The following is a 12,265-nucleotide window of genomic DNA, read 5'->3' as shown; positions in this document are numbered from 1 at the left end:
TTCATCGCCTTCACCTCCCACTACCGCCGATCAGCGGCTAAAGACGCAAACAAGCCGGTCGCTTTTAATTTGGCGACCGCCCGGCGCAACACCGCCTCCGGCTGGACGAGGGCGATGCGCACATAGCCCTCGCCGCTTGGCCCAAACGCGTGCCCGGGCGTGACGACGACGCCCGCTTGGTCGATGAGCGCCTTCGCAAACGAAAGCGATGTAAAGCCGTCCGGAATTTTCGCCCACACGAACATACCGGCTTGCGGACGGTCAACCGCCCAGCCGATGTCGGCCAACCCGTCAACGAGCGCATCGCGGCGCGATTGATATATCGCGCGGCTTTCGGCGCAAAAGTCGGCCCCATGACGCAGCACTTCGGCCGCCGCTTTTTGAATCGGCCAAAAGACGCCATAATCCAAATTCGACTTAAACTCGGCGAACGTGCGAATCACCTCGGCATTTCCGCACAAATAGCCGACCCGGCAGCCGGCCATGTTGTAGCTTTTGGACAACGAATTGATCTCCACGCCAACGTCCTTTGCGCCTGGAACAGAAAGAAAACTCACCGGTTTGTTTCCGTCATAATACAGCTCGCCGTAAGCAAAATCGGACACAACGAGAATATCGTACCGCTTCGCAAACTCGACCACTTCGCGATAAAACGATTCTGTCGCTATAGCTGGAACTGGATTTCCAGGGAAGTTGATAAACATGATTGTCGCCCGTTTGGCAATGTCCTCCGGGATCGCACGCAAATCCGGCAAAAAGCGGTTTTCCTCCCTCAGCGGCAGAAAATACGGCTCCGCTTCCGCCATTGCCACCCCCGCCGCATACGCCGGATACCCGGGATCCGGCAATAAAATGACATCCCCCGGGTCGGCGAACACCATCGGCAAATGCACGAGCCCGTCCTGTGATCCGATGACGTACGTTACTTCCGTCTCCGGATCGAGCACGACGCCATGCGCCGTGCGATAATAGTCGGCGACCGCTTCATGAAACTCGCGAATGCCCCTTAATGTGTAGCCGTACGCATTCGGCTCGTTGGCGTAGCGGGCGATCGCCTCACGCACAAACGGCGCCGGGGGCAAATCCGGGCTGCCGACGCTTAAATCGATCCACTCGTCATGAAGATGGCGCCGCTGTTGGCGATACGCCGCCAATTCGGCAAAAATCGATGCAGAAAATGCGTTCATTCGTTTCGCCCTTTTCATCGTCTTTCCTCTCCCTTGCCAAAACAAAAACCGCTTTTCCTTTTCACTTTTGTTGGTATATACTATGATTACATGAATAGTGTATCATATGTTCAAGGGGAAAACATAGACAGAAAGGCGGGAAAACAGCGATGACAACCATCTTTTTTGCGGCCAGCCTCATTACGTTGTTGTATTTCATTTACAGCTGCATCGCCAATGCCTGACGGCGGCAGCGAAAACGGAGCTCCGCACAGGAGCTCCGTTTTCTTTCAGTCGATTTTCGTTTTTTTGCGCGCAGAATCAAGCTCGTAGGCGCCTGTTTCCGTTTGCGTCGTGCCTTGTCCCCTCACCTCCGGGGCGCTGACGCCCGTTTTCGAACGGTCTTTTTTCCGCTTCGGCACGCCGATCACCTCCGCCCTTATCGTTCCCCGGCGCCGGCAGCGGTATGCAAGGCCTGGGAAGGCATAAGGCATCAGTTACAATATTTGTCAAACGCAGCCAAAATGTTTTCCATCACGTCCTCCATCGAGTGAAACTCGATGTCTTCGCGCGGGATAAAATGAACAACTTCCTTTCCTTTTAAGAGCGCCATCGACGGCGAGGACGGCGCATAGCCGACAAAGTACTCGCGCATTTTCGCCGTCGCCTCTTTGTCTTGGCCGGCGAATACCGTCACAAGATGATCCGGCTTTTTCTCGCTCCTAAGCACCGCCTGCGTCGCCGCGGGGCGCGCCAATCCAGCGGCGCAGCCGCACACTGAGTTGACAAAAACAAACGTCGTTCCTTCCACTTGTTTCATAAACTGCTCGACTTCTTCGCTTGTGCGCAATTCGCGGAAACCGGCGCGGACAAGTTCATCGCGCATCGGCTGCACGAGTTGGCGCATATAGTCTTCGTAAGCCATTGACATTGCCCTCATCCCTCCACATTCATCATCGCTGCGCTATCAGCATACTATATTTTCGTTTGAAAAATCAATGAAGAGAACCGTCCACGGCCGCATGTCTCTAAACGGCATCATTCAGAACAAACGGGGCTAAACGCACCCGTTTGGCCGCCATCAAACGAGCGATTTCGTTTCGCTTTCTATCAACCGCCGCGGCCATTGTCAGCGACCAAACATATACTATGCCATCGATGGCCATGAAAGGAGCGTGCACATGGGATACATTGAAGAACTGCGAAAAATCATTGGAACCCGGCCGATCATCTTGGCGGGAGCCGGGGTCGCTGTCACCGATGAATGCGGGCGGATTTTATTGCAGAAACGCCGCGACGGCTTATGGGGACTGCCCGGCGGTTTGTTGGAGTTGGGGGAGTCCGCAGAAGAAGCAGCCCGGCGGGAAGTGTGGGAAGAAACAGGGCTGGAAATCGGCAAACTGGAACTAGTCGATGTGTTTTCTGGAAAAAAATATTTTGTTCGGCTGCCTAATGGAGATCAATATTACCCAGTCACTGTTGTTTATCTCACCCGTGATATCCGCGGTGGAGAACTGAAAGAAGACGGGGAAGAATCGCTGGAAGTGAAATTCTTCCCTTTTCATGAATTGCCAAACGAACTCTCTCCTCTTGTTAAAGATTTTATCGAACAATATTTCAGGGGATGACGAGCCAAGCCTTGGAGCTCTCTCCAAGGCTTCACCATTGTTGAAAACACTCTTTTCTAAGAACCAAATCCGCAGCTGGAGGGGCAAAAAAATTTAGAAGCCCATTTTAATGGTAATAAATTGAAGAATAATCGGCGCACCTTTTGGCGGCGGCTCGGCTGTTTTCAACGTCAGTTTCCCCTTTTCCACCTCATACAGTTTTTCCGGTTGCAGCACCCCATTAATAAACAAGTTGATCCATGATACATGTTTCGGATCTAAAATACCGCGGTCGCCGTACTCTCTCAGTTCATCGCCGTCTGTATGTGTGAGTAAAATATTTGTGGGTGACATTCCGAAATGATCCCCGACGAGGGTTGCGAACTTTTGTTCGCGACGCTCGTCGGGGCCACCAAGCGAAGCGCGGTAGAAAAAAGCAAATGTCATGCAAAAAGGACTCTCTCCCTGCTATGATGGTGATTGTCAACATCAACCGAAAACAGGAGGGAGAGAGTCCATGAAACATCTTACCACAGAATGGCCTTTATTAAAAGAGCTGGAGGAACAATTAGTCAGAACTCTTCAAAAGGTGTTCGCTGTCTTGTTGGCGGCCCTTTTGGAGGAGATTGATCAACAACTGGCGGAAGCGCGGGACAAGCGCCGGTATCAGCTGAAAGACAAACGGCCGACTACGATCCAAACGCTGTTTGGAGAAGTGACGTTTCGACGGAACTACTACTATGACCGGCAAACGGGGAACTATACCTTCTTGCTGGATGCCGAATTAGGCTTTGATGGGGCCCGATCGATCAGTCCTTGCCTCGAGGAAACGGCGGTCGAGTTGGCCGTAGAGTGCTCTTCCTACCGCAAAGCGGCCCGTACGTTGGAGTCGATCGTGGGGTATGCGGTCATGAGCCACGAGGCGATTCGCCAACTGGTGCTGGAGGCCCCTGTCTCGCTGCACCGCCCTGTTTCCCAACGGCACGGCCGGGTGCTGTTTGTGGAGGCGGATGGACTGTTTATTTCCCGCCAGGGGAAAGGGAAACGGGCGAAAGAAGAGAAAATCCTGGCGGTTCACGAGGGATGGAAACGAAACGGTTCGCAGCTCGAGCTCGTGAACCGGCGCCACTACCTCCATGAAGGGGAGGGAGACGTGTGGGAACGGTTCGAAGAGTGGCTGATGAACGAATATGCCTATGATCCGTGCCGGGACCTGTTGATCATCAACGGCGACGCGGCGTCGTGGATCACGGCCTGCCGGGAGTATTTTGGGAAGCGGGCGTGCTTTCAGCTGGATCGATTTCATGTGGCGCGGGAGCTGCGTCAGTGTCTGTCCGGCCATCCGCGTTGGCGGGAGGTGCGGAAGAAGCTGGCGAAACAAGACGAAGAGGGGCTTCTCGTGGAGCTGAACAGCGCGGTCGGCACGTTGGAGGACGAAGCGAAAGAGAAGCAGATGGCTGCCATGATCCGCCGGATCGAGTCGATGCCGGGATGCATCCGGGACTATCGGGAGTGGCTGTCGGAGCAAGGGGTGGAGACGACCGGCATGCGTCCGATGGGCCACGCCGAGAGCGTGATGAGCCGGTTTGCGCATCGGGTGAAATCCCGCCGCAGCTGGAAAGACCAAGGGCTTCGGGCGTTTCTGAGGGCGATGGCGGCCCGAATCGACGGGATTTGGCGGAGAAATGGGCAGTTGGTGGAGGAAGAAGAGACCCGAACGGCGGCCTCGGCCTCAACAAAGTCCAAGCGGATCGAACAGGCCAAACGGAAGGCCGGACGGTTATGGGCAGATGTGGTGCGTCAGAATCTACCGTGTCTGCAGCGGTCATCCGGGACACCGATCCATCAAGCGTTGTCGGCGCTCCGGGATGGTGGTTGGGTGTAAAAAAATGGAATATCGTATCATCGCCTCAAGATGAGGGATGAGAGTCCGAAAGCGCTTACGATATTAATTCCTGAAAATGGTTCGCTAACTAGTGATTGACAACGCCCGTAGTGAACCGAAAAAATGTTCTCCACAAAGTCTTGACTGACTCCGTCTGTATAGACGGTTTTCACTCCGTCTGATATGGTGTTATACTGGTACGTTTCCGCCTGCAAGACACGCGGAGGGAAGTGGAGCGCCACACGGAGGGGAATGGTCAGTACAGCATGGGTCCAATCGTATACTTTGGAAGCAGCAATCACATGTTTTGCTGTTGAAGATGTCCGTTTCATTCGTTTGCTCACCCAAACACACCATATTGTTTCGTGATCATTTCACTCCGCAAGATATTTTGCATTAGTATATTCACCTCCCATCTTCAAAGTGAATAGCAAACAAAATGGCAGGTTAATGAACGGTAGTAAAAAATCACTATATTCCACTTAATTCCGTCTATTATAACAGGATCATAAAACGACCAAATTCGTTTAAAATGTTTGTTTCATAATTCAAATTCACTGGTAAAACAGGCTGGTATAGCAGGGCAAAAACATCATTTTTCTCCCATTACGGCAATCGCCGAGCCATCCTCTGTAATTAATCCATACAATAAAATGAACCTATGGCACCGGCTGATTGCCAACAGAGTTCCAGATACTAAAAAGAACGGATGATAATTGGCTCAGCTTCGGGGCCACAGCATGTTAAACACAAAATGGAGAAGGGGAGATTGTATGGCTTTGCAATTAATTAAATTGTTTGTCGCCGCTACTACCACGACAGAGGTTGCACCAGACGTCGCAAGATTTTTTTACATCACAACAGCTGAAACAGCAGAAGGAGCAACCTTAACGATCGACGCAGCCAGCTTTTTGCAAGACGACGGCAGCCAAGCGACACAGCTGCCAGCATTGGCAACTAACAATAGCTACTTTAACGTGTACATTAACGGCGTTTTGCAAATGGAAGGGATATCGACGTACACCCCAGGAGCTACCGGCGTCGGGTCACTGTCCATTACCGTCCCGACCGGAAGCGGCTCGATTCCAGCTAACACCCCGGTTGTGCTCGAAATTGTCCAATTCGCTCCAAGCTCCAACACTACTGTGACGACGTAACAGCCGTACTCTTTTCGATCATAAAAACAGGCGCACCGATGGGCGCGCCTGGTTTACTGTTCTGTTTCGTTTTCTTTCTTCCGGCTCTCCGTCATTTGCTTCCACACAGACCCTTTCGCTTCTTCGCCGCCTTCGATCCGTTCAATGGCCATTTTCACTTGCAAGCTCACTTCAAACTCCGGATCGTTTTCCGCCGCTTTCAACGCTGGCAGCGCCGATTCGTCGCCGACTTCGTACAAAAACATGGCCGCGCGCCAACGGACGAGCTTGCTTTCGTCCTTTAGCGCTTCGATCATGGCCGGAATGGCCTCCGGATCGCCGATGTCGGACAAACAGTCGCCGGCGGTGCGGCGGACAGCGACAGCAGGATCTTTTAACGCTTCATACAAATACGGAAGCACCTTTTTGCCGCCGATCATGCCGAGATACGCCGTCGCCAGGCGGCGAATCGCCATTTTTTCATCCTTGAGCGCCTTGGCCAACACCGGGATATCGTCCTCGGTCGGCTCGGCCATCTGTTCGAGCGCGGCATACCGTTTGCGCCAATCCGGGTCATCGAGCATCTCGCTCGTCACTTTGAGGCTTGGACGCTTTTGCACCGTTTTTTCCTGCTCGCCGCGGCGGAACATGTTGACGATCCGCTCCAGCCGCTCGGGCGGATAGGCTGCCGACAGCTCATCGACTATTTCGCGGCCGATTTCCTCAAACGTGCCGTAGCGCACTCCTTTTTCGACCCATTTGCGCTCAAGCACAACATTTCCTGCGTATTTTTGCGCCTCAATGACCGCGTCCATAAACGGTTTCGGCAGCCCGACGCGGTGTTCGCGCTCCCCATCGACAAGCTTCACTTGCATCGGCAGACCGTACAGCATTTGCACGAACACTTTCACTTCGCCGAAATGTTCGTTTCCTTTCGGCTTTGTCTCGGCGCCGTCATCCACTTTCTCGCCGAACACTTCGCGCACTTTCGCCAAAATGTCGCGCCAGTCGTATTTCGGATGGCGTTCAATAGCCAAAAAATCAGCGACATGGTAAATGCCTTTCACTCCGTCAATGCGCATCAATGCTTGAATAAGCGGCGGCGCTTCGCTGATGTTGTCCGGTTTGTAGTTATGGCGCGTGCCGGAAGGCAATTCTTCATCAAGCAATATTTTCATCGTGTTCGGGCTTGGCGTCGGCTCAATCGCTTGAATGCGCAAGCGTTACCCCTCCTTGCCTTACAGCAGCTTTTCAATTTCCTTTCTCAGCTCGCTTGGCTTTGTTTGCGGTGCGAAACGAGCTACAACCTTGCCGTTGCGGTCGACCAAAAACTTCGTGAAATTCCATTTGATCGCCTTTGTTCCCAATGCCCCCGGCGCCTCTTCTTTCAAATATTGAAACAGCGGATGGGCGTGATCGCCATTCACATCCACTTTCGCAAACAGCGGGAACGTCACACCATAATTCAACTGGCAAAATTGCTCGATTTCCTCTTCCGTCCCCGGCTCTTGGCCGCCGAACTGGTTGCACGGAAAGCCGAGCACAACAAACCCGCGATCGCGATATTCGTCATACAGCTCCTGCAGTTCTTTATACTGCGGGGTGAAGCCGCAACGGCTCGCCGTGTTGACAATCAACAGCACGTTGCCTCGATAGACGGAAAGCGGTTGTTCCTCTCCGCGAATGGTTTTGGCGCTGAATTCATATACACTCATGATTTTTCACCTCATCTCCATCATAGCGGATTTCATGGTTTGTTTCTACTTTTTGCATCGTTACTGCCCGGCGAACAGCTGCAATTGTTCAAGTGATGAAACCATATACGGCACCATCTCCGGCAAATCGGCGGCGTTTTCCTCATAAATGAGGCGTGCAAATTCGACCACGGCTTCATTTTCATACGGGCCGCGTTCATGTGGAAATGGAAAGCGGAGCGTTTGCCGGATGATTCGCTCCTCCCCCCAAATCGTCCGCAGCGTTCCTTCAATGAGCGCACAAACGGACGAGCGGCGAACCGGAAGGGTAAACAGAAGAGCGAGCCGACAGCCGGCCCGGCCGTGATAGAGCCGCTCATTGACCAGCTCAGCAAAATCAAGCGAAAGCCGCGCGGTGCAGACGACGAGCGGATCGGGCGCATCATTCAGCCGAAATGAAATGGCGTACTCCCGAAACAAACGGGCCAAATCGACAAGGTCGCGGCGCTCGACCACGGCAATGCGCCCTTGCAAATCCGCGTCATATACCGCCCCTTCCAACACCGTTTTTAAATTGTCAAAGGCTGTCGGATCCAATCGGAATTCCCCCTTTTTGTTCACCAGCTGTTTAAGGTCAAAAAAATCAATTGAAGAATGTTGACAAAGTTTTTATAATTAAGGTATTTAGTAACGAGACAGAAACGGAGGGGACACCATTGCCAATCAACATTCCAAAAGACTTGCCGGCGAAAGAAATACTCGAACAGGAAAACATTTTCGTGATGGACGAAGAACGGGCTTACTCCCAAGACATCCGGCCGCTCAACATCATCATTTTAAACTTGATGCCCGAAAAAGAAAAAGCAGAGACACAGTTGCTGCGGCTGCTTGGCAACTCGCCGCTGCAAGTGAACGTCACCTTTTTGCGCCCGGCGACCCATGAGCCGAAAACGACAAGCAAACATCATTTAGAACAATTTTACACGATTTTCCCGCACATCCGCCATCGCAAGTTCGACGGAATGATCATCACCGGAGCCCCGGTCGAGCAATTGCCGTTCGAAGAAGTTACGTATTGGGATGAGCTGACCGATATCATGGAATGGACGAAAACGAACGTCACGTCAACGTTGCACATTTGTTGGGGAGCACAAGCTGGCTTATACTATCACTACGGCATTCCGAAATACCCATTGCCGGAAAAATGCTTCGGTGTGTTCAACCATACGGTGGAAGCGAAAAACGTGAAACTATTGCGCGGTTTTGACGATGTGTTCCGCATGCCGCACTCCCGCCATACCGACGTCAAGCGCGAAGACATCGAAAAAGTGCCAGATCTCACAATTTTGTCCATGTCCGACAAAGCCGGCGTTTGCCTCGTTGCATCGAACGACGGGCGCCGCATTTTCTTAACGGGTCATCCAGAATATGATGCGACAACGCTCAAAGAAGAATATGAACGCGACTTGGCGAAAGGGCTGCCGATTCACATCCCAGAATCATACTTTCCCAATGATGACCCAAGCCAGCCGCCGCTGAACACATGGCGCTCGCATGCCAATTTACTGTTTGTCAACTGGCTGAACTATTACGTGTATCAAGAAACGCCTTATGAATGGGAATGAAATCAATATATGCAATCATTTCACTTGAACCATCCCGAAAAAACGCCTTGCTGAAACATATGCAAGGCGTTTTTCTCATTTTGGCCGATTGTTTTCGTGTTTCGACAATCGCCCTGTTCTTTTAGTTTTTTTTGACATACAATACGATAGATTCCACCAGGAGGTGAACATGATGGGCGCTTGGCATGGAAACAGCTTTGCGTTGATTGTCGTTCTGTTTATTTTGTTGATTATTGTTGGATGTGCCTGCTTGGGCGGATATGCCTACTAACCGAAATCACTGATTGCCTTCATCCGGCCGCCGTGTTTGCCAGCATCCGGCCGGCTTGCAGCGGGAAAGCGGGAACACGAACGCTTCCCGCTTTTTTTATGCTGGGCTGTAGACAACCATGCATAGGAATGAAGGCATCGTCCATGCTAAACGTATGACAACGGCAGCCAAAGGAGGTGGAGCTCATGACGAAACGCCCAAACAACGGCAGCCGCAATCAAAACGCGCCAACGCAAGATCCGATGGCCTTGCTTCGCGGCCCGGTTTCCGGCGATAACAGCAAAGGACGTCGGCAAAACAAAATCCAAAATGACAAAACCGATGAAAATGCCTAACCTGCAAAAAAGCGGCCGTTTTTTAGCCGCTTTTTTGCTTCTAAAATTCAATCCCTTTCATCGCGGTCCTTCCTTGTTCATAGTCATGCTTGATGAGCTTCATTTCCGTAACGATATCGGCAGCCGCCATCAGCTCAGGGCGCGCCGCGCGCCCCGTGATGACAAGATGGAGCGACGGCGGGCGCGTGCGGATCAGCTCGAGCACCTCGCTGACTGATACGATATCTTCAACGGGAAAGCGGTCAATGACCAACACATTGTTCAGTTCATCGAGCACAATCATATCATACCGTCCGGAATACACATATTCTTTGGCCACCGCCCAGGCACGCTTCAATGCTTCCCGGTGGATGTCCGGCGTTTTCGTCCATGTGAAGCCGGCGCCGAGCTGACGGACGTCGACGCCAAGGCGCTCTAGGGCCAACTGCTCGCCGTATGTTCGTTCCGGCGATTTCAAAAACTGCAAAACCGCGACGTTCATTCCCCGGCCGACGGCACGCAGGGCAAGCCCCAATGCGGCCGTCGTTTTTCCTTTTCCGTCGCCCGTATAAACGATGACACGCCCGCTACGACGAGGCGTCGGCATCGACCACGCCCCCTTGCCGCTCCGGAAACCATTGGAGCGTCTCACGCAGACGAACGACATCGCCGATGATGATGATGGCCGGATGGGAAATGCCCGCCTGTTCCGCCTCGTCTGACAGCGTCGAAAGCGTCGCCGCCACCGTGCGCTGCCGCTCGGTCGTCCCCCATTCAATGATGGCCGCCGGCGTATCCGACGGCTTTCCGGCCGCCATCAAACGGCCGCAAATATCCGGCAAATTGGCCGCTCCCATGTAGACAATGATCGTATCGCATCCTCGAGTCAGCGCCTCCCAATCGATCCGCTCGCTCCGATGCCCGCTGACCATCGCCACCGAGGCGGCGTAATCACGGTGGGTGACCGGAATGCCGGCGTACGCCGGCACAGCGATGCCGGATGTCACCCCTGGAACGATTTCAAACGGAATTCCGGCTTTCACCAACACTTCCGCCTCTTCACCAACGCGGCCAAAAATGCACGGATCGCCGCCTTTTAAGCGGACGACCGTTTTTCCTTGTTGCGCATGCCAAACGAGCAGCTCATGAATTTGTTCTTGAACCGTGTCATGTTTTCCCGGCTCTTTGCCGCAGTAAAGAAGCTCAGCGTCCGGCTTCGCGTAGCGCAGCAGCTTACGGTTGATGAGTCGGTCGTAAATAATGACATCCGCCCGTTCTAGGCATTCGCGGCCGTAAACCGTGATGAGCTTTTCATCCCCCGGCCCAGCGCCGACTAAATACACTTTGCCGACGGTCATCGCCCCTTCTCCCCTTTCGCATTGGCCGTGGAAATGCCCGCCGAGGCGAACGTCGCCATTTCGTTCACCATCGCCATTGCTGAAATCAAGAGCGGAAACGCTACCGCCGCGCCGCTTCCTTCGCCAAGGCGCATGCCGAGATCCAAAAGCGGCTCCTTCTCTAGCAAACGAAGGGCTATACTGTGCCCCGGCTCTTGCGAACGATGGCCGGCAATCATATAGTCTGTGACGTTCACGGCAAACTGGCGGGCCACAAGGGCAGCCACTGTGCAAATAAAACCGTCAAGCAAAATCGGGATGCGCCGTTCGGCGGCTGCCAGCATCGCCCCGGCCATAGCAGCGATCTCCAACCCGCCGATTTTCGAAAGCCATTCAAGCGGCTTCGCCGGATCCGGCCGATGAAGCAAGAGCGCCCGTCGGATCACGTCCTGTTTATGGGCAAGCATTTCCTCCTTAATGCCGCTTCCTTTGCCAACGATGCGCTCAAGCGGCTCATCGGTCAACGTGGCCAATAAGGCGCTCGCGGCGGTCGTATTGCCGATGCCCATTTCGCCGACAATGAGCGTGCGGACGCCTTGTTCAATGATGGACGCCGCCTGTTCGTAACCGACATGAAGCGCCTGTTCGGCCTCGGACGGCGTCATCGCTTCCGTTTCCGCGAAATTGTTCGTTCCCGGGCGCACCTTTTTCTGAATGACGCGCTCATCAGCAATCGGCACGGCGACACCGACATCAATCACCTGAAGCAACGCGCCGATTTGCCGGCTGAAGGCGTTGATCGCCGCTCCGCCGTTGGCAAAGTTGTACACCATTTGCGCCGTCACTTCGGCCGGATAGGCAGACACCCCTTCTTCCGTGACGCCATGATCGGCCGCAAACACGAGCACTCCGGGCGGAGTGACGCGTGGAAGCAGCTCCCCGGTCATGCCGGCAAGCGTTGCCGCCACTTCTTCAAGACGGCCGAGGCTGCCGGGCGGTTTGGTCAATTGATCGATATAGGCACGCGCTTGTTCAACCATTTCACGGTGGATCGGTGGGATGGAAACATTCATCATGGGCGCACAATATCCCCCATCAAGCGGGAATATGCGCTTCCTCCTTTCTCGTCTATGATTGAGGGAACGCGTCAACTTTTCCATCCGAATCATGCCAACACCGTTGGCGAGGGCAAAACGGACGATTTGACGGCTGATTTTATGGTTTATATCC

At 53.4% G+C, this 12,265-nt stretch carries 16 protein-coding genes; 6 read left to right on the top strand and 10 right to left on the bottom strand.

What is annotated here, in order from left to right; translation table 11 throughout:
• Nucleotides 1-20 precede the first annotated feature (20 nt).
• The 3 genes from CWI35_RS01290 to CWI35_RS01280 form a co-directional block, all read right to left on the bottom strand.
• Nucleotides 21-1,205 carry an LL-diaminopimelate aminotransferase gene (locus CWI35_RS01290; protein ID WP_047818420.1) on the bottom strand — a complete coding sequence of 395 codons (1,185 nt, stop codon included), beginning with the start codon at nucleotides 1,203-1,205 and terminating at the stop codon, nucleotides 21-23.
• 251 nt (nucleotides 1,206-1,456) lie between these two features.
• A complete protein-coding gene (locus CWI35_RS01285; RefSeq protein WP_080729592.1) occupies nucleotides 1,457-1,588 on the bottom strand; it encodes a YuzL family protein in 132 nt (43 codons plus the stop codon).
• Nucleotides 1,589-1,659: 71 nt separating this feature from the next.
• The gene (locus tag CWI35_RS01280; protein WP_062898627.1) at nucleotides 1,660-2,097 is read right to left on the bottom strand and encodes a BrxA/BrxB family bacilliredoxin; all 438 of its coding nucleotides are present in this window, start codon (nucleotides 2,095-2,097) and stop codon (nucleotides 1,660-1,662) included.
• A gap of 250 nt (nucleotides 2,098-2,347) precedes the next feature.
• Between CWI35_RS01280 and CWI35_RS01275 the strand changes: the two genes are divergently transcribed.
• Nucleotides 2,348-2,794: an NUDIX hydrolase gene (locus CWI35_RS01275; RefSeq protein WP_011231274.1), complete on the top strand. Its 447-nt coding sequence runs from the start codon at nucleotides 2,348-2,350 to the stop codon at nucleotides 2,792-2,794.
• Nucleotides 2,795-2,887: 93 nt separating this feature from the next.
• Here the strand turns inward: CWI35_RS01275 and CWI35_RS01270 are convergent, their stop codons facing one another.
• Complete coding sequence (locus CWI35_RS01270) at nucleotides 2,888-3,127, bottom strand: DUF4183 domain-containing protein (protein WP_240432129.1); 240 nt, start codon at nucleotides 3,125-3,127, stop codon at nucleotides 2,888-2,890.
• 163 nt (nucleotides 3,128-3,290) lie between these two features.
• Here CWI35_RS01270 and CWI35_RS01265 point away from each other — a divergent pair, with 163 nt between their 5' ends.
• Nucleotides 3,291-4,658, top strand: coding sequence for an ISLre2-like element ISGsp3 family transposase (locus CWI35_RS01265; RefSeq protein WP_015374689.1), 1,368 nt, complete (start codon nucleotides 3,291-3,293; stop codon nucleotides 4,656-4,658).
• A 773-nt stretch (nucleotides 4,659-5,431) separates the two neighbouring features.
• On the top strand, nucleotides 5,432-5,815 hold the full coding sequence (locus tag CWI35_RS01255; RefSeq protein ID WP_011231275.1) for a DUF4183 domain-containing protein: 384 nt from the start codon (nucleotides 5,432-5,434) through the stop codon (nucleotides 5,813-5,815).
• Nucleotides 5,816-5,868: 53 nt separating this feature from the next.
• On the opposite strand, the gene CWI35_RS01250 is transcribed toward CWI35_RS01255, so the two are convergent.
• The 3 genes from CWI35_RS01250 to CWI35_RS01240 are packed head-to-tail and all read right to left on the bottom strand — an operon-like array spanning nucleotide 5,869 to nucleotide 8,085.
• The gene (locus CWI35_RS01250) at nucleotides 5,869-7,014 is read right to left on the bottom strand and encodes a conserved virulence factor C family protein (RefSeq protein WP_015374895.1); all 1,146 of its coding nucleotides are present in this window, start codon (nucleotides 7,012-7,014) and stop codon (nucleotides 5,869-5,871) included.
• Nucleotides 7,015-7,032: 18 nt separating this feature from the next.
• Nucleotides 7,033-7,509: a glutathione peroxidase gene (locus CWI35_RS01245; RefSeq protein WP_014195888.1), complete on the bottom strand. Its 477-nt coding sequence runs from the start codon at nucleotides 7,507-7,509 to the stop codon at nucleotides 7,033-7,035.
• 60 nt (nucleotides 7,510-7,569) lie between these two features.
• Nucleotides 7,570-8,085, bottom strand: a complete 516-nt coding sequence (locus tag CWI35_RS01240; protein WP_014195889.1) for a hypothetical protein — start codon at nucleotides 8,083-8,085, stop codon at nucleotides 7,570-7,572.
• Between the two features lie 119 nt (nucleotides 8,086-8,204).
• Between CWI35_RS01240 and metA the strand changes: the two genes are divergently transcribed.
• The 3 genes from metA to CWI35_RS18175 all read left to right on the top strand — a co-directional run bounded on the left by metA (nucleotide 8,205) and on the right by CWI35_RS18175 (nucleotide 9,719).
• A complete protein-coding gene (gene metA / locus CWI35_RS01235) occupies nucleotides 8,205-9,113 on the top strand; it encodes a homoserine O-acetyltransferase MetA (protein ID WP_014195890.1) in 909 nt (302 codons plus the stop codon).
• 172 nt (nucleotides 9,114-9,285) lie between these two features.
• Nucleotides 9,286-9,384, top strand: a complete 99-nt coding sequence (locus CWI35_RS01230) for a YjcZ family sporulation protein (RefSeq protein ID WP_011231280.1) — start codon at nucleotides 9,286-9,288, stop codon at nucleotides 9,382-9,384.
• A gap of 185 nt (nucleotides 9,385-9,569) precedes the next feature.
• Nucleotides 9,570-9,719, top strand: a complete 150-nt coding sequence (locus CWI35_RS18175) for a hypothetical protein (protein WP_011231282.1) — start codon at nucleotides 9,570-9,572, stop codon at nucleotides 9,717-9,719.
• 40 nt (nucleotides 9,720-9,759) lie between these two features.
• Here CWI35_RS18175 and cobO read toward each other — a convergent pair whose 3' ends face one another.
• The 3 genes from cobO to cobT are packed head-to-tail and all read right to left on the bottom strand — an operon-like array spanning nucleotide 9,760 to nucleotide 12,111.
• The gene (gene cobO, locus CWI35_RS01225; RefSeq protein WP_044731379.1) at nucleotides 9,760-10,305 is read right to left on the bottom strand and encodes a cob(I)yrinic acid a,c-diamide adenosyltransferase; all 546 of its coding nucleotides are present in this window, start codon (nucleotides 10,303-10,305) and stop codon (nucleotides 9,760-9,762) included.
• On the bottom strand, nucleotides 10,286-11,056 hold the full coding sequence (cobA, locus tag CWI35_RS01220; protein WP_013523805.1) for a uroporphyrinogen-III C-methyltransferase: 771 nt from the start codon (nucleotides 11,054-11,056) through the stop codon (nucleotides 10,286-10,288). Before cobA ends, cobO begins: the two co-directional genes overlap by 20 nt.
• Complete coding sequence (cobT, locus tag CWI35_RS01215) at nucleotides 11,053-12,111, bottom strand: nicotinate-nucleotide--dimethylbenzimidazole phosphoribosyltransferase (protein ID WP_081823184.1); 1,059 nt, start codon at nucleotides 12,109-12,111, stop codon at nucleotides 11,053-11,055. Before cobT ends, cobA begins: the two co-directional genes overlap by 4 nt.
• Between the last annotated feature and the right edge of the window lie 154 nt (nucleotides 12,112-12,265).

It is taken from the genome of [Bacillus] caldolyticus (genome assembly GCF_003595605.1).
GTDB lineage: Bacteria > Bacillota > Bacilli > Bacillales > Anoxybacillaceae > Geobacillus > Geobacillus thermoleovorans.
The sequence above is the reverse complement of the archived record's forward strand: the minus strand, read 5'-3'. Positions and strand labels throughout refer to the sequence as shown.